The following is a 15,664-nucleotide window of genomic DNA, read 5'->3' as shown; positions in this document are numbered from 1 at the left end:
AGTAGAGATGCCGCAAATATAATTATGCACATATTAGTATGTACGCATATATCATGAGGGTACGAAAATCGGGGTTATCGTGAGCCGACATATCGGGATGATCGCACTGGGTACCGACAAGCTAGGCATGCTCCGCCGCTGCCCACCGGGACAGCAGTTCTTTCACCTCATCGAGGCTGAACTCGGCGCACCCGCACGTCCGAGCTGCAGCAATCAGTAGCTCGTGGAACCGGTCTGCGTGGCTGTCGAGCGCCAGTGGATCGGCCGCGACACGTTCGGGAAACCGGGCGGAGTCAACGATCAACGACTTCCAGGTCTCGATCGCCCGATACTGCCTCAGCAGCTCGCCTGTGCTCGCGGCGCCGATGAGGTCGAGCCAAAGTCCTTCAACCTCGGCCGCGAGTTCGGCTGTGGGCCAAGGAGTTCGATGCAAGGCGACTGCCGCCTCCCAGACGGGATCGGCAAGCATGGCCAGCTCCCAGTCGAGAATCCACACACCTTGGTTGTTGACTAGGAGGTTCGCGGGATGCAAATCCGAATGCACCAGGGTTAGGTCGCGCGCCGACTGGCTGCTATCCGGGACCCAGACCTGCTCGATGGGCGGGAGCCGAAGCTCACCAATGCGAGCAGCATGAATGGGTGGGAGGGTGGCATAGAGATCGGCAAGGAACCTCTGTAACCACTGCTGCCAGTCGAAAACCGTATGCAACGGCGGTCGCACGATCGCGTTCGTCTGCAACGCCTTGATCTGCGAAAGCAGATTCTCCACCCAGATCGGCACCTCCGGACTGTCGAGGCTGGGGTGGTGACCGACGATGAACTGTTCGATCAGGAGCCCCTCACTGGCAAACAGAACGGCGGGAACTTGCGCGGCGGTCTGAGCAGCCGCGGTTAGTGCCTCGACTTCGGACATGAGCCGTGGGTCATAGCCCTGGTGTACGTCTCTGCGCGAGCGACGGAGAAGTGCGGCGCCAGCGCTCGTTTGGACCCGGTAAGACTCGTTGTAGTGTCCACTGAAATCAGCGGTCCGGCCGACAGTCCACCTGAGGAGTTCGGCGGCTTCGTTGTCTGAGATGCGCACTCATGTCCTCTTCCAAAAAGGGCGCGTGGATTGCCAAGAGTCGAGGCCTGCTGAGATCGACTCCGGCGGGACCACGGCGTGAATGAGGTTCCACGTTGCAAGCAACCGTGGCAAGGCGAGACGACGGTCGGTCGGGCGTGACGGAAATAGCGCGTCGCATAGCCAGCGGTACGAATGAGCCAGCTGGCACAGGACCGTATCGGTACGCGATAACCATTTCCGATCGAACGCACGCCTCGCATTGATGCGCAAGGTCTCTCGCCATATCGACGTTTTGTCAGCCCGGCTGTGCTGATAGGACAGGTGACTCACGAACCACGTCGGCCGGCCGATCTCCGCCAAGCGCCGCATCAGATCGACCTCTTCGTTGAACATGAACCAGCGCTCATCGAACCCGCCAACTGAATCGAACGCGTCCTTCGGAATGAGGATGAAGGCCCCCATGACCCAGTCGACCATTCGATCCTGGGTGTAACCAGCGGGGGAGCGTTGAAGCAGAGGCTGCTTGCGAGCCTTCTTCCACTCCAGCCGCGGTGATGGAAACTCATCCCAAGACCACACGAGGTCGCCGGTGAACGAGTTTTGCCGGATACCGACAGCGCCGAACTGGCCGAGACGATCGACGTACTCAAGGAGATCGGACAGGTTCGACGTCAAAGCTGTATCCGGATTGAGAATGAGGAGCATCTCCACCGGACGGTCTATTGCCTGCGCCCCGTCGTTGCATCCGGCGCCGAATCCGACGTTGTCTCCAGCAATGACTCGGGTTACAGCAGGGTGTGTCTTGGCGATCTCGACCGTGTCATCGGTCGAGGCGCAGTCTCGTACAACGACATACGCTCCGCTGGCGTGCTTTTGCACGGCGTCGAGGCATTGAGCGAGTTCATGTCCGTTGTTGTGCGAAACGATGACGATGCCGAGATCGTCCACGGTCGAGGGCATTCGGGTCCTATGGGTTGATGGGCTTGCTGATTTTCCAGAGGCTGTCGAACCATGTCTGTGCTTGTTGCACGAACTGCGATTTCATCGATTCGACATCGTTGTGATCGGTGTCCATGTGGAAAATCAGCGTGTTCTTGCCCATCAGGTCCCACACAGTTGCGGGCTCGCCAGCGAGTGTCAGTTGGTGTTCCTCGATTGAGTAGAAGCCGAAGAACGCATCGTCACCATTGACGATGTATACCTTGAACATCGGTGCCGCAGGGTATGCGCGCACTTCGGCGGTGGAGGACTGAATCAACCCAAGTTCTTGGAGTTCGTGAACCTCGTCAACGATCCCGAATGTGTGCCGTTGCATGATCCTGCTGGCGCGTTGGCGGAACAACGGGTTGTCACTGAGATCAGCGGCGTTGGCCGGCATCGTCCATGGAGTGGCTGGGTCGGGTATCAGGATGCGGACTGCGATCGAGTCCGGCCTGAACCGGCCGTCCCGGATCTGATCTAGCGGTTCGGTGATCGCGTTGTGCAGCGTCTCTCCGGAAAAACCCGCGAAGTCGATGGTCACCTGCGGCTTTGTAAACGCTCGCTCGAGGTGAGGTCTCAGGCCGAGGGGCTTCTCCGGTCGCTCCCGGACGTACGTGCCGGATCCGCGGCGAGCGACGACCAGGCCCTCATTGCGCAGCTCCTGGACCGCCTGTTGCGCGGTCACCTTCGCCACGTTGTATCTCTTGGCAAGCTCCGGTCCTGATGGAATCTGGCTCCCAGGCGTGAGTTTTCCAGTGAGGATCGCTGCCCGCAGGAGGTCGGTCAACTGGCGCCGTGGCGTCCGCGGGTCATCGGGATCTATGCCAATACCGTCCATACGCCCAGCCTAGAGGTCTATCTAGGCAGCCTTCCATGTAGCCTGCGCAACTCTTGATCTGCATATGCAACCTATGTCACACTGAAGTTGCATAGGCAACTTTGGAACTCTTCCGAATGATCAAGAACACGCAGGAGGTCTGGAATGCGGACTCGAACAGCAGTGTGGCTGGGGGTGATTACGTTTGTCGCGCTCCTGGTTTGGCCAGAGCTCGTACTTCCCGCCATGGGGCCGGTGCTGGGCTTGGTGCTGGCGGTCTGGATATCGCGGCGAGCAGTTAGTGGTCGGCGGTGGGTCCGATGATCGGCCCGGTTGCGCGGACGGATGCGGCGGTTGCTCGCGCGGGTGGGCAGGTGTTCCGGGCGCTGCCCGGTCAGGTCCAACTGGCGCTGCTGGCGCTCGGCGTGTTGATCGCGATCTCGGCGTGCTCGGTCGCGTGGCTGGACTACCAGTCCTATACGCCGTCGCCGAATGTCTGCCGCCACGATCAGGTGACGCAGGCCGCTGCGCTGGGTTGCGTGCCGCCGCAGCCTATTCCGGCTCCTGCGGGGTTCGAGCGATGAGCCTTCCCGATCCTGCCGAGTTGATCACCCTCCGCGCCGCCGCCGCGCTGTTGCGGGTGAGTCATCCGACCATCCGGCGCTGGATCAGTCAGCGCCGACTCAGTGAGTACCGCGTCGGTGCCTCACCTCGGGTCGACCGGCGCGAAGTCCGCGGGCTGATCGTGCTGGTCAGCCCTCGACAGGAGATGCAGCGGTGAGCGAGCAGCAGCCCGCCGAGGGTGGTGTCCCGGTTTATGAGTGGCGTATGGCGCCGGCGCATCTGCGGACCCGCCGTCAGCTCGCCGCCGAAGGTCTGCGCCCGGGTGGGCAGGACATCGCGGGGAAGGTGCACCGGGATTTCCGGCGTGGGCCGGTGACGGCCTACCTCTACGACATCAAGCTCGCCGCCGCGAAGCGGGAGGCGACGCCCGCGCAGCTGGCCGCTTTGGAGAAGGCGACTCGCGAGCGCCAGCTGCGCGCGGCGGAACGGCACGGCGTCGACCGTGCCGAGTTCGACCAGCCGAATGATCCAGGTCCCGCGTGGGCCGATTCCACACCGTCAGTGCGTGTGTCAGTTCCGGGGCACGCATTCGCCGGTCTGATCGGACCCAGCCGTGACCGTGATGAATGGGAGCGATGAATGAGTAACCGCCTGATGGGTCCGCGTGATCTGACCGCGCTGACGATTACCGCGGAGATGTATGCCGCGCCCGCGGATCGGGTTGCGCGGATGCTGGGCTTGACCAGCACCAATGATGTGTACCGCTACCTGCGTAAGTGGCGGCGCGCGCATCTGATCGTTGACGAGCGTTACCGGCCGGTGCCGGGCCCGACGTGGGCGGTGCCGACCCGCACGGCGGTGGAGGCCTTCCTGCCGTTCTACGCCCGGTTCTGGTCGCCGACGCCGAAGATGGCCGCGCATGTGACCACGGTGCTCGACGTGCGCCTGGCTCTGGTCGGGCTGGATCTCGAACGCTGGATTTCCGAGCGGCAGTTGCGTTCTGAGCAAGGCCGGCCGGTCCCGGGCCGCCCGCGCGGGCATGTGCACGACGGCCGTTTCTACCGCGGCGATGGGTCGCTGTGGGCCGTCGAGGTGGAGCTGACCGCGAAGAACGCGACCGCCGCGCGCTCGGCGGTGGTGGCGGCCAAGCAGGCCGCCGCGGCCGGCGGCTGCGACGGGCTCATCTACTACTGCAAGACCGAATGGCTCGACGCTGGCGGGGAGGTGATCCGGCACAGCGACCACATCAAGACGGTGATCACCGAAGCGGCCCGTTACGCCGCGTCCGCGGTCGAGGGTCCGCCGATCCGCGTGGCCGACCTCGGTGCGGTGTTGCCCAAGGCATCCGCTGCGACCAGCACGACTCGTCCGGGTCTGATGGTGATCGAGGGCGGTGCCTCTGATCACGGCGACCCCGACGCTGCGGCCGGTGAGGCGGTGTTGTCATGAGCTGCAAACCTGTTCTGACACCGGCCGATTGCGCGCCGGTGACCGCGCAGATCGATCCCGGGCCCGCTGTGCCGCCGCCGACGAGCACGCCGGCGCATATTCCGGTGCATCCGGTCGCGCCGCCGATCTTCGGTGATGGCCCGGACTCGATGCTGTTCGGCGGCATGTTGCCGATCCCGGAGGATCTGACCTGGTCGCGGGTGCTCGATTGGGTGAGCGCGATCGGTGTCGTCTCCGGTGTGGTGCTGGTGCTGGCGATCGGGCTGGTGATCCACGGCGCGCTGCGCGCCTGGAGCCCGGCGCGGATGCGGAACTGGACTCTGGCCGTGCTGCTGGGTTTGCCCGCGGCGACCGCGCTGACCGCGTGGGATCTGGGCGCGCCTACCGCGGCGCTGTCGGAGGGGTTCGGCGAGCTGCTCGACGGCCGTTACGTCCATGGTGCCGCGGTGGCGAGTGTGCTGGTGATCCCGGTGGCCTGGTTGCTCGCGACGATCGCGTTGACCAGCCGGCGCGTGCAGCTGCTCACCCACGGGTTGCAGTCTCCGGCGCGCACCGAGCGGGCCATGTGGCTGCACGCCGAGCGTGAGCAGCGCGCTGCGGGTCGGCTGTCGCGGTATCGGTTGCCGTTCACCACGGGCGGGCTCAATCCGCACATCGTGATCGGGCGCCTGGCCGTGGAGGACTCCGCCGCGCCGCCGAAGGGACGGTTGCGGATGTTGCTGTCGCGCAACGAAACCCGGCTGATCATTCCGTGGATCAATCTGCGCGAGCACATCACCACGGTCGCGTCTTCCGGCAAGGGCAAGACCACGCTGATGCTGCGGTTGCTGCTGTCGTGGCACACCACCGCGTGGATGCGGCACCGGCAGTGGTGGCGGACCGACCGTCCCGGCCGGCCGCTGACCATGGTGATCGACTGCAACGGCGGCCCCGAGAGCGTGAAGGTCGCGCACCGGTTGGTGCGCTGGTACCGGGCCTTGGGTGTTCCGGCCGCGCGGATCGGCATCGTTGGTGTTCCGGCCACCGATGCCAACCTCGCGCGCCTGGCCTTGTGGTCCATTCCGCGCCTCGATGACCTGCGCTCGGTGTTGTCGGCCATGATCTCCGGTGGCGGCACGCCGACCACCGACACCGAGCGGTACTTCCACAACCTGCGCGAGACGCTGATCCACCTGATCATCGACGCCCCCGCCAGCGTCGTGAACGGCCAGCCGGTCGGGGAGAACCCGCCCCGGGACTGGATCGAATTCCTGTCGAGGTTCGACCCGGTCAAGCTGGCGAAGTTGTGGGGCGGGGTGTGGGACGACACCGTGCGCTGGTCGGGTGTGCCCGGCATCGACCGCGAGATCGCCGCCACCATGGCGGGCAAGCAGCCGGTCATGGACTCCGCCCGCAGCGAGTTCGGCATCCTCTACCGGCTGCTGGGTGATTCGTTCGAGGGCAGCTCGCAGATCACCGACTACGACCTGCTGTACGTGATCTTGGAGGGGGTCAAGGCGCCGGATCGGGCCCGCGCCCAGTTCGCCGCGCTCGGCTGCATGCTCGAACAGCTCGCCGACCGCGACCATAAGCGCGAAACCCTGTTGGCCGTAGACGAATTCAGTGCCGTCTCGGACGGCAAGACCCGCGCCAAGGCGTGGGTGGAACGCTTCCGCAAAGCCAAGATCGGGTCCTGGTGGCTCGCCCAGTCCTGGCAGGGACTCGGCCACGACGACGACTCCCGCACCGCCCTGGTCGCGGCCGGCAGTGGCGGCGGCCTGCACGGCGGACACGAATTCGGGGTCGAGAAGCTCGCCGAGGGCTACGGCACCAAACGCCGATTCGACCTGTCTCGCAAGCTGATCGGCGGCGCGAGCGTGGGCGACGAAGGCAACGTGCAGGCCGCCGAGAAGTTCCTCATGGAGCCCAACAAGGTCCGCCGTATGGGCAAGGGCGACATCGTTTTCGTCGTCAACGGCGTCGCCCGCTGGGGCCGAGTGTCTTTCGTCGACGACAACACCATCGACACGGTGCGCCCTCTGCCGGGCCTGGCCGAGGTCCGCGAAGTCGCCGCCGATCCGCAGACCCTGGCGCCGGTCATCAACCTGCGCAAGCACCGTCACGCCTGAAATCCCAAGGAGCACAACCATGTCCAATCCTGCACCCACTCCTGACGAGCATGGTGAGGAGATCACCGGCCTCACCGACGCTCAGCGCCAGGCCGAGCTCGACGCCTTGGCCCCGCACGCCGCCGAGCTCGCCGAAGGCCCCGCGGGCAAACTCGCCCAGCGGCTGGAAGGCGTCGTCCCGGATGGCGGGGTGGTCGGGCGCGCGGTCACCGGCCGCGAGCAGCTGCTGCCCCGGGCCCGCCGCATCCGCGACAGTCTGCGGATCTGGGCGCCGGCCAACGCATGCACCGTGGCGTTCGTCGTTGTCGCGATGGTGTTCGACCTGCCTGAGCCGCTGGCGGTGTACGCGTTCGGGCTGGTCGGCTACGTGTGGTGGATGTGCGCGGGCCGCCCCGGCCCCATCGAAGCCGTCCGCATGCTCGCCTACCGCACCGCCGACACCTACCGGTGGATCCGCCGCCACCTCACCCGTCTCGCGGTGCGGCGAGCCCGTTACGAAAACCGCCGCACCGTCCCGACTGTCCGCAAGTCCGCGTAACCAATCCGGAAGGAAAACCGTTGTACGTCAACCACTCTCCGACGTTCGTTACCGCCGCCGAGCTGCTCACCGCTCGCCGGTACCTGGTCAGGTGCATCGAGCAGAGCACCTACGGCGCGCCTGGTGAGCCCGATCCCCGTGAGGTCGAGGCATTGCCCGAGCACGAGGTGATCGCCCGCGTGATGCGGTTGTGGCCGCAGGGCTGGAACCACTTCCGCGAGCATTTCGCCGCCGACATCCGTACCGCTGAGCAGGCCGAGGTCGTGCGCTGGCACGCCGAGGCCGCCCGCGCCGCGCGCCGGCATCTGTTTCCCACTCGCCTGCCCGCGGCTGCGCGCCGGTGGGGCGCATGCACGCGGCCTGCCAGCGAGGCGGTGCATGCGCTCGGTCCCGAACTCGCCGAGATCCGCAGTCACGAGCCTGGCCAGTGGCGCCATCTCGCCGGAGTTCTCGACGTCCCGGTGCTCGTCGCTTTCGCGTGGGCGGTCGAGGCCCGCGCCCGCCGGCGCCTGTCGCTGCTCGGCGGCGCGTTCGCCGGGCTTTCCGTACTTCCGTATCTCAGTAACTCAGACAAGGAGATCTGATCATGGCCAATGTCCGCTCCGATGCCAGCTTCTGGCGACGAGTTCTGGCGGCCCTCACCAACGGCCCGAGAGTCCCCGCTCCCGAGCCGGTAATCATCGACGCTCCCGCATTTGTCCCCGCGTCGGCGGCGCCGTCGGTGCCGTGGATCGAACCTGTGTTGCCGTCGTGGTTCTGGACGTTGCCGTCCTCGACGCTGCTGGCCGTGTTGGATGCCGACGGCGCTCGGTTCGCAGCGTCGGACTCGCTGCACGAGTTCCACTGGTCCCAGCTGCGTGAGCTGGCGTTGCACCTGGTGGTGGCTACCCCGGCCGGGCCGCCGTTCAGCACCGCCGACTTCCTGTCCCGGTTCGACCCGGTGCAGCTCGCCAAGCTGTGGGGCGGAGTGTTCGACGCCGACGTGCCGTGGGCGGGCGTGTCCGGTGTCGACCGCATGATCGCCGCTGTAATCGGCGGCCGGCACTCGATGCTGCCGTGCCTGCACGCCGAAATCCTCAACCAGCTCCGGCATTGGGCCGAGTTCCCCGAGCAACTGCGTACCGCAGTGCTCACCGTCGAGCCCGCCGCCGATCCGTATTTCAGTAACTCAGACAAGGAGATCTGATCATGTCCGATTTCAGCCCTGAAGACGAAATCATGAGCGAGGCAAGGCGATTCGCGGCCTCGATGGCGTCGACGCTGCGCCGCTACGGCCAGGCCGCAACCTGGCTGGAGAAGCGGCGAATCCGCAAGGAGATCACCCAGGCGTGGCGTGCCGAGATGCGCCAGGCCGAGCTCGACCGCGCCAACCAGCTGAAGTGGACCGGGCAATCGGTCGACAAGTACCGCGCCCACGCCTTGGCCGTCGCCCAGCGTGCCGAGTCGCCGAACGTCGACCACGAGCGCCGCTACCGCGACGCCCAAGCTCTGGCCCGGCATCGCAACGACATGGCGCAGCAGGTGTTGCGGAATCCGCGGCTGACCGAGGTCGAGCGCGGCATCGCGCTCGACGGTATCGACGCCGCCACCGCCTTCCCCGAATACGAGCCGGGCAAGTTGTTCGCGCGGGCGCACCGGGTGAAGGGCCGTGAGGCGCTGCGGTATCGGGCGCAGGTGGCGCGGGCCCGGGAGACCGTGGGCATCGCTCGGCCCGGTGTGGAGACCGAGCCGATCCGCTACACCGCCACCCTCGCCTCGCAGGCCGGGGGCTCGGACAAGTGGCTGGAGCAGCCGACGCGGCGGTTCGTCACCGCGGCCGGCACGCTGGAGTGGCTGCGCGGCAAGGTCGCTGATACCCACTGGCACAAGGACACTCGCGTGCACGTGCAGGCGTGGGACCTCGATGACGCGACCGAACCGTTCTACAGCGACGAAGGTTCGCCCGATACGGTGCGCGGCTATCTCGCCGCCGAAGCCGCCGCGCTGCGCGAACGCGGCCGGGACGACCTGGTCGATACTCAGGTCCTGGACCCGTGGCGCAAGACGGCTCGCCGTGAGCGGGCCGCCGAGCTGGCGCGCGAAGACTTGTCGGCTCCCGGCGCCCGGGTCGCCGAGGAAGACCTGGTGTGGGGCCAGGACGTGGAGCAGAGCCTGACCCGCGCCTACGAACAGGATTTGTTCCGCAAAGAGCAGGCCGACCGGGCACTGGCCGCCAGGCGGGTGCGCGACGCCGACCCGTCCGCGGTGTGGCAGCAGCCGATGACCGAACCGCGGTATCGGGCGGTGTCGGCGCTGCGTGAGGCACAGCGGCAGTGGGGACGGGAGGCGGCCGAGGCCGGCGCCGACCGCCAAGCCGAGCTGGCCGAGGCCTGCCGGGTCGCGGGTGAGGATCTGCGCAAGACCGGGATGAGCTGGGCCGAGGTGCGGTGGGCCACCGACCATCCCGGCGAGATCGGAACCCACCTCGCGGCCTACGAACGCGACCAGGCCGCGCGTGAGTCCGAGCCGGACCCGTACTCGGCCACGATCTCCTATCTGCCCGAACACGGCGACCACATGGTGCACGAGTCCAGCGTGCACGCCAGCGAATCCGACGCTGCGGAATGGGCGCAGGCGCGGCTCGGCGTGATCCGCCCGGCCGCGGGCACGTCCGTGCACGTCACCGCCGCCCAGCACGACGGTGAGGGCCACGCCGACCCGGTCTACCGGGCCGAGGGCGCCCGCACGGTCCTGGCCCAGGAACTGGGCGAGTGGCGCCAGGCCGCCGAGCGCGGTGAGGAGACCGAACGGCAGATGTCGGCCCGGGCCACCGACCACACCAGCGGCACCAGCCCGCGCGATCCGTCGACGGCCGCCGCCGAGGAGCTGGCGTGGTTGAAGACCCGCCATCAGCTTTCGCTCCAGCACGCCGACGCGCTGAACGAGCGCAACGCCCAGCTGGTCCGGCAGTTGACCGCGGTCACCGCCGAACGCGACCAGCTGCGCGAAACTGCCAGCGACCTGACCGACCGGGCCGCCCGCGACAACGCCCAGCGCGAGACAAAGCCACCGGGGTGGGCTGAGGATTTCGCCGCCGCGCTGGCTGAGGACGAACTCGACGTGCGCGACGGTATCGAGAACCGCACCGTGTTGCACGCCGAACAGGGCGCCGATGCTCCGCCGGCCGATCTGGTGCAGCGGTTGACCGCCGAGCGGGATCGGCTGCGCGGCGAGCGCGACGAGGCGGTGCGCAAGTTGGCCGAGCGCACCCCTGTCGACCGGCGTTTCGGCAGCGCGCAGCGCCAGGCCCAGCAAGCCGCCCGCGTCGCGTTCGGCGGCACCCGCGAGCACGAGGCGGCCTTGGCCGCGATCGACAAGGACAAGGCCCAGCGCGCCGCGGAACGAGAGGACTGGATCTACGAGGAGGAGGACGCCGCGGACCTGGCGGTGATGGTCCACCACCGCTCCGACGCGGAGGTCTCGGCCGCCGATGAGAAAGCGCGGGCGGCCAAGGCCCGTGCCCCGATCCCGGGCCACGCGTTCGCGGGCCTGGTCAACGGCCGCGACGGCCACGAGCACGGACAGGAGATGGAGCGATGAGCACCGAAAACCCCACGCCCGACATGGATTTGGACGATCCATTCATCGCGCGATACGCGACCAAGGTTCCTGATGAGCGCGAAGTGCTGATGCGGGCTGACTTCGCTCGGATGCACGACGTGCTCGCCAATATGGACAAGCTCGAGGTCGGCGACGAGTTCGACCGGCTGGTCGGGCAGGCCGACGAGATCGATCTGCGGTGGCTCGACGCCGACACCGCCGACGAGCGCGCCGCTTGGGCGTATCTGTCCGACGCGCACGACGACTGGAAAAGCGCCCCGGCCACCATGGCCCGCTTCCACGACCAGATCGGCCACGACCGCGCCGGCGGTTGGGATCCACTGACTCCGATGGAGTGGCGTAGCCAGCTCCAGGCCCGCGAGCTGACCGGGCACGGCGCCTGGACCGCTGAACGCGACACCGGCCAGGTTCGCGCTCCGCTCCCGGGCCACGCGTTCGCGGGCTTGGTCACCGGTCGCGACAGCGAACGGGAGGTGGAGCGGTGAGCACCGGAAACCCTACGCCCGACTTGGGTTTGGACGATTTCATTGCCCGCTACATCGACAAAGTCGAAGACCCGATCGAGGTGCTGATGCGCGCGGACTTCGCACGGATGCAGCACCTACGCGACACCGCCCGCGGCGTCGGCGAGCTGGCCGAGTTCACCCAGCTCACCGACCAGGCCGACGAGATCGACCAGCGGTGGAGCGACCCACACATTGGCGATCGTGAGGCGTGGATGTATCTGGCTCAAGCTCACGAGGATTGGCGCTCGGCCCCGCAGATCATGGACCGGATGTGCGGGCAGATGCAGTTGGACCAGGCCAACGGGTGGCGGCTGTTGGCGACAGCCGCGGAGTGGCGCAGCCAGCTCCAGGCCCGCGAGCTGACCGGGCACGGTGCCTGGTCGGCCGGGGCCTACGAAATCGAGACGACCAAGACCCCGGCATCGAGCACGGCCGAAATGCCGTGGGTGAACGAAGCCAACATCAACACGGCCGCACCGTTTCCGGTGTCGGCCGAGTTCGCCGCGGCTCGTACACGGGAGCTCGCCGCACCGCTCCCCGGCCACGCCTTCGCCGGCCTGGTCAACAGCCGCGACAGCGATCGGGAGGTGGAGCGGTGAGCACCATGATCGAGGTCCGTGCTGATGTCGTCGGGGTTCCGGCCGACGACCGTAGCGCGCGCCTGAGTGCTGCGAACGAGGATCTGGGCGCGCGCCTGGCCGCGGCGAACGAGCGCGCGGCCCGGCTTTCCGAGCAGCTCGCCGCGGCGACGGCCGCACTCGACGCAGCCGAGCACCGCGTCGCCGATTTGGAGGACCGTAACCGCGAGCTTGCCAGCGATCTCGATGACGCCCTCGATCTGGCCTCCGAGCACGCGCTCGACGCCGGGCGGGAGCGGCTGGTGCCTCAGCCGCTCTACGGCCACGCCTTCGCCGGGCTGGTCAACCACCACGATCGAGAGGGGATCGAACGATGATGTCGCCCACCGACGCGACGCTGTCGCCGTCGTCGCCTGATGTCGCCCGGCCCGCCGTCGCCGCGTCGCCGGGCATGTGGAATGTCGCCGAGGTTGTCGCCTTGCTGTCGCTCGCGGCGGTGAGTATCGCGGCGTTCGGCTGGTCGGCGATCGCCTTGCACGGGGTCGCGATGATGTCGGGCATTCCAAGCTGGCTGGCGTGGGGCGCCCCGGTGATCGTGGATGGCCCGATCATCCAGGCCGCCTGGTCGCTGGTCGCGCTCAACCGGCGCGAGAAGCTCGGCGTGGTGGTTCCGGCGAGCACACGCCGGTTCTTCTGGGCCGAGCTCGCCGCCGCTGAGCTGGTGTCTTTCGTCGTCAACGGGGTCCACGCGTGGACCACCGACGGGTTGCGGTTGCCGCAGCTGGCCGCGGCGGCGTTCGCCGGCCTGGCGCCGGTGGCCGCGCTGACCGTCACCCACGCGCTGACCGTGCTGCTGGAGGTTCCCCGCCACCCGCAGCCGCAGGCGACAGCAGGCGACAGTGTCGCCCCGGAGGGCGACACCGAGGCGACAGCACCCGAATTCGAGGCGACACCGGCCGAATCGGATGCGACAGCAGCACGCGACGCGGAGATCCTGCGGATGCACCTGGCGGGGTTTTCCTACCGCCAGATCGCACCGCGGGTCGACCTGCACCCCGGCACTGTCGGCAAGATCGTCGCCCGCCTCAAGGCCGAGGGCGACACCACCAGCGGGCCGCTCGCGCTGCCCGCACCCTCCAACGTCCGGCAAATCGCCGGGTGACCCACCCTCAACACCTCAATAACCAAGGAGTAACTGTCATGACTTCGTTCCTGATGTCGGATGAGCCGAAGGTCATCCGCAGCGCGTTCGGCAAGACCGATGAGCCCGGGACGACCGTGGCCGGGCTGGTCATCTCCCAGCAGATGGCTCAGCAGCTGGACCCGAAAACGGGCAAGCCCAAGCTGCATCAGGGCCGCCCGATTCCACAGCTGGAGGTGGTGATCCTGACCGAGTGGCGCACCGAGCCCGACGACGACGGCGCCCGCAAGCTCTACGTGCGCGGGAACCTGCGTAAGGCGATCAAGGCCGCGGTGATCGCGGCCGACGACACCGACCTGCGTAACGGCGCCCGGTTGACGGTGACCTTCACCGGTCTCGGGCCGGCCTTCTCGGCCGATTACGCAGCGCCGAAGCTGTATAAGGCCAGGTACGAGCCGCCGACGGAGGCCTCGCTCGCCGAGCTCGCTGCCTATCTCGACGCCGACGAGGAGTAGAACCGCGCTGATCAGCGCCTGAACGCACGAAAAGGGCCCCTGCCGAGTTCCGGTCGGCAGGGGCCCTTTCGCGTGCCCGGGACGGTGGCGTGCCGCCCGGACCTGACTATCCTCCCCCATCCCCTCCTCGTATAGGCCGAGTCTGTGCCGACGTGGCGGTTGCTCAAGGGTGGCCGAAGGCCATCGCGTAGCGACCGGAGCGCAGCGCAGGCCCTTGAACTGCCGCCACGTCGGTCAGATACTCGACGGCCGAGGAGGGGACTCCCTCCCCCCAAGATCACCCCGTATCGAAGCTGATCTTCGATACGGGGTTTGGGCTGGTCAAGGTTCCAAACTGCGTCCAAAAACGTTCCAAAACGCGTGCACGGATCGGTCACAAGTTGTGACCGATCCGTGCACGGTCCACTCCCCACCACCCACCCACCCTGACCTGCGGAGACGGCGCAAGCGCCGTCGATTCTTCTCCTCCTCCCAGACCCACATCTCATACCCACTTCGTGGGACGGGCATGAGATGTGGGTCTGGGAGGAGGAGAAGAATCAAGATCAAAGAGAGGTCAGGGTGGGTGGGTGGTGGGGAGTGGAAAAGAAAAAAGACAAAAGACTCTGGTTGCGTTAGGTGGATATCGGTGCGTTAGCTGGTTGGTTGCGTAAGAGACGTATCGACACCGGCGGTGTCGCTTCCAGCTGGTCAGCTCAGGTGTGGACGTGGCGGTCCAGGGATGCGCGGCAAGACTGCTGGTGAGGACCGGAGCGCGGCTCACGCCGGGATGGTGGTGCGCGGGCGCCAGGCCGCCCGCGTGCACGAGCTGGCGCTCGTGGAGGTCGTCTCCCGTGCGACGGTTTCGGAACGCTTGTTAGGGAATGGTTTTCGGTTTCGCGGTCTCACCGCGTTGCCACCAGTCGATCGCCTCGCCCGCATCCGGCATGCGCTCGATGAGCTGAGCTGTCGATTCCACGTGCGCACCGGACTGGTCGCAGAACGTCCATAACTTCTGTGCTGCACGGTGATACCGGTGGATCACCGCGGCGACCTCGAACACGTCCAGCTCGCCAGCACGGAACCGGGCTATCTCCTGTTCGACATGCTTGACCAGCTCACTCAGCTGAGCTTCGTGATAGGCGGCGACTCGCTCGCGAGCGACCCGCCGCTCTGCCTTCGTCCCCACTCCTGCGACGGTACTGCGCAGGTGCGCAGCTCGGCGCCGCCACCGTAGACGCGACCGACCGATGGGCTGAACCCGGTCAGCCGCGGGCCGTCGTGTTCTTGACGTTGGTCGTTGCGGACCGCAAGTTGAGTATCGGACTTCGCTATCCGGCGCCTGCTTCGTCCCTGATGTAGTCGCCCTTCCTCGCCATCAGGTCTTGGTAGTACATGGTCAGCTTTTCCCGTTGCCGGAACAGGTCGGAACCGGCGAGCAGGTCGAGCATCGTGGTGTACAAGGTGGCGTCCGAATCTTCGGCGGGTTGGTCATGACCGAAGCGGGACAGGGCGCTCAGCAGCAGGTACAGGCTGGCCCAATCCCGGGGTAGGAGTTCGCGGATGTGCCGGGTCCGCGGTTCGAAGCGCTGGTAGAACTGGCGCGGGGATTCCAAGCCGGTGAGTGCCGGCGGCAGAACGACGTAGTCATGCGGGTGCGTGTCCTCGATCTCGACCCCGACTTCGACCTCGGCGCCTTCTTTCCGCCGGGTCTCGCATTCGTCGTCCTGCCAAATCGCTATCGCAGCGCGCAACGCCTGCGTTTGGGCGGCGTCTTGTCCCTGCACCACGGTCAGTGCTCGCGAGAGCATGTCGATGATGCTCT

19 protein-coding genes are annotated in these 15,664 nt (G+C 67.0%); 14 read left to right on the top strand and 5 right to left on the bottom strand.

What is annotated here, in order from left to right; translation table 11 throughout:
* Positions 1-121: 121 nt before the first annotated feature.
* From ON39_RS39430 to ON39_RS39420, 3 genes are read right to left on the bottom strand one after another with little or no spacing between them, the layout of a single operon-like run.
* On the bottom strand, positions 122-1,081 hold the full coding sequence (locus ON39_RS39430) for a phosphotransferase family protein (RefSeq protein WP_040741854.1): 960 nt from the start codon (positions 1,079-1,081) through the stop codon (positions 122-124).
* Positions 1,082-2,023: a glycosyltransferase family 2 protein gene (locus ON39_RS39425; RefSeq protein ID WP_040741853.1), complete on the bottom strand. Its 942-nt coding sequence runs from the start codon at positions 2,021-2,023 to the stop codon at positions 1,082-1,084.
* A gap of 7 nt (positions 2,024-2,030) precedes the next feature.
* Positions 2,031-2,882 (bottom strand): GntR family transcriptional regulator, encoded by an 852-nt coding sequence (locus ON39_RS39420; protein ID WP_051187684.1) that lies wholly within the window; start codon positions 2,880-2,882, stop codon positions 2,031-2,033.
* A 299-nt stretch (positions 2,883-3,181) separates the two neighbouring features.
* On the opposite strand from ON39_RS39420, the gene ON39_RS39415 reads away from it, so the two are divergent.
* Genes ON39_RS39415 through ON39_RS39350 form a run of 14 tightly spaced genes read left to right on the top strand, consistent with a single transcriptional unit; the run spans position 3,182 to position 13,860 of the window.
* A complete protein-coding gene (locus ON39_RS39415) occupies positions 3,182-3,445 on the top strand; it encodes a hypothetical protein (protein ID WP_040741852.1) in 264 nt (87 codons plus the stop codon).
* Positions 3,442-3,642 (top strand): helix-turn-helix domain-containing protein, encoded by a 201-nt coding sequence (locus tag ON39_RS39410; protein WP_040741851.1) that lies wholly within the window; start codon positions 3,442-3,444, stop codon positions 3,640-3,642. The genes ON39_RS39415 and ON39_RS39410 overlap by 4 nt, the downstream gene beginning before the upstream one ends.
* Positions 3,639-4,064 (top strand): RRQRL motif-containing zinc-binding protein, encoded by a 426-nt coding sequence (locus ON39_RS46435; RefSeq protein ID WP_051187683.1) that lies wholly within the window; start codon positions 3,639-3,641, stop codon positions 4,062-4,064. Before ON39_RS39410 ends, ON39_RS46435 begins: the two co-directional genes overlap by 4 nt.
* The gene (locus ON39_RS39400) at positions 4,065-4,874 is read left to right on the top strand and encodes a hypothetical protein (RefSeq protein WP_040741850.1); all 810 of its coding nucleotides are present in this window, start codon (positions 4,065-4,067) and stop codon (positions 4,872-4,874) included.
* Positions 4,871-6,982: an AAA family ATPase gene (locus ON39_RS39395; protein WP_110294003.1), complete on the top strand. Its 2,112-nt coding sequence runs from the start codon at positions 4,871-4,873 to the stop codon at positions 6,980-6,982. The genes ON39_RS39400 and ON39_RS39395 overlap by 4 nt, the downstream gene beginning before the upstream one ends.
* Positions 6,983-7,001: 19 nt before the next feature.
* Positions 7,002-7,520 (top strand): hypothetical protein, encoded by a 519-nt coding sequence (locus ON39_RS39390; RefSeq protein ID WP_040741848.1) that lies wholly within the window; start codon positions 7,002-7,004, stop codon positions 7,518-7,520.
* Between the two features lie 20 nt (positions 7,521-7,540).
* On the top strand, positions 7,541-8,104 hold the full coding sequence (locus ON39_RS39385; RefSeq protein ID WP_040741847.1) for a hypothetical protein: 564 nt from the start codon (positions 7,541-7,543) through the stop codon (positions 8,102-8,104).
* 2 nt (positions 8,105-8,106) lie between these two features.
* Positions 8,107-8,706, top strand: coding sequence for a hypothetical protein (locus tag ON39_RS39380; RefSeq protein ID WP_040741846.1), 600 nt, complete (start codon positions 8,107-8,109; stop codon positions 8,704-8,706).
* A gap of 2 nt (positions 8,707-8,708) precedes the next feature.
* Complete coding sequence (locus tag ON39_RS39375; protein WP_040741845.1) at positions 8,709-11,099, top strand: hypothetical protein; 2,391 nt, start codon at positions 8,709-8,711, stop codon at positions 11,097-11,099.
* Complete coding sequence (locus tag ON39_RS39370) at positions 11,096-11,605, top strand: hypothetical protein (RefSeq protein ID WP_146251466.1); 510 nt, start codon at positions 11,096-11,098, stop codon at positions 11,603-11,605. The genes ON39_RS39375 and ON39_RS39370 overlap by 4 nt, the downstream gene beginning before the upstream one ends.
* Positions 11,602-12,225 (top strand): hypothetical protein, encoded by a 624-nt coding sequence (locus ON39_RS39365; protein ID WP_146251467.1) that lies wholly within the window; start codon positions 11,602-11,604, stop codon positions 12,223-12,225. The genes ON39_RS39370 and ON39_RS39365 overlap by 4 nt, the downstream gene beginning before the upstream one ends.
* Positions 12,222-12,581: a hypothetical protein gene (locus ON39_RS39360; protein WP_040741841.1), complete on the top strand. Its 360-nt coding sequence runs from the start codon at positions 12,222-12,224 to the stop codon at positions 12,579-12,581. The genes ON39_RS39365 and ON39_RS39360 overlap by 4 nt, the downstream gene beginning before the upstream one ends.
* The gene (locus ON39_RS46430; protein ID WP_051187682.1) at positions 12,578-13,366 is read left to right on the top strand and encodes a DUF2637 domain-containing protein; all 789 of its coding nucleotides are present in this window, start codon (positions 12,578-12,580) and stop codon (positions 13,364-13,366) included. Before ON39_RS39360 ends, ON39_RS46430 begins: the two co-directional genes overlap by 4 nt.
* Before the next feature lie 38 nt (positions 13,367-13,404).
* Complete coding sequence (locus tag ON39_RS39350; protein WP_110294001.1) at positions 13,405-13,860, top strand: hypothetical protein; 456 nt, start codon at positions 13,405-13,407, stop codon at positions 13,858-13,860.
* Between the two features lie 856 nt (positions 13,861-14,716).
* Here the strand turns inward: ON39_RS39350 and ON39_RS39345 are convergent.
* Entirely contained in the window at positions 14,717-15,028 is a 312-nt protein-coding gene (locus ON39_RS39345; RefSeq protein WP_040741840.1) for a hypothetical protein, read from the bottom strand.
* Between the two features lie 142 nt (positions 15,029-15,170).
* Positions 15,171-15,664: hypothetical protein (locus tag ON39_RS39340; RefSeq protein ID WP_040741839.1), on the bottom strand; the 494-nt coding region annotated here is incomplete at its 5' end.

The organism is Nocardia tenerifensis NBRC 101015, from assembly GCF_000308715.1.
In the GTDB taxonomy this organism is placed as follows: domain Bacteria; phylum Actinomycetota; class Actinomycetes; order Mycobacteriales; family Mycobacteriaceae; genus Nocardia; species Nocardia tenerifensis.
The sequence above is the reverse complement of the archived record's forward strand: the minus strand, read 5'-3'. Positions and strand labels throughout refer to the sequence as shown.

Excerpts from the sequence above, each read along its gene's own strand:
- ON39_RS39425 (WP_040741853.1), bottom strand. The coding sequence starts at position 2,023 with ATGCCCTCGACCGTGGACGATCTCGGCATCGTCATCGTTTCGCACAAC.
- ON39_RS39420 (WP_051187684.1), bottom strand. The coding sequence starts at position 2,882 with ATGGACGGTATTGGCATAGATCCCGATGACCCGCGGACGCCACGGCGC.
- ON39_RS39415 (WP_040741852.1), top strand. The coding sequence starts at position 3,182 with ATGATCGGCCCGGTTGCGCGGACGGATGCGGCGGTTGCTCGCGCGGGT.
- ON39_RS39410 (WP_040741851.1), top strand. The coding sequence starts at position 3,442 with ATGAGCCTTCCCGATCCTGCCGAGTTGATCACCCTCCGCGCCGCCGCC.
- ON39_RS39400 (WP_040741850.1), top strand. The coding sequence starts at position 4,065 with ATGAGTAACCGCCTGATGGGTCCGCGTGATCTGACCGCGCTGACGATT.
- ON39_RS39395 (WP_110294003.1), top strand. The coding sequence starts at position 4,871 with ATGAGCTGCAAACCTGTTCTGACACCGGCCGATTGCGCGCCGGTGACC.
- ON39_RS39390 (WP_040741848.1), top strand. The coding sequence starts at position 7,002 with ATGTCCAATCCTGCACCCACTCCTGACGAGCATGGTGAGGAGATCACC.
- ON39_RS39380 (WP_040741846.1), top strand. The coding sequence starts at position 8,107 with ATGGCCAATGTCCGCTCCGATGCCAGCTTCTGGCGACGAGTTCTGGCG.
- ON39_RS39375 (WP_040741845.1), top strand. The coding sequence starts at position 8,709 with ATGTCCGATTTCAGCCCTGAAGACGAAATCATGAGCGAGGCAAGGCGA.
- ON39_RS39370 (WP_146251466.1), top strand. The coding sequence starts at position 11,096 with ATGAGCACCGAAAACCCCACGCCCGACATGGATTTGGACGATCCATTC.
- ON39_RS46430 (WP_051187682.1), top strand. The coding sequence starts at position 12,578 with ATGATGTCGCCCACCGACGCGACGCTGTCGCCGTCGTCGCCTGATGTC.
- ON39_RS39350 (WP_110294001.1), top strand. The coding sequence starts at position 13,405 with ATGACTTCGTTCCTGATGTCGGATGAGCCGAAGGTCATCCGCAGCGCG.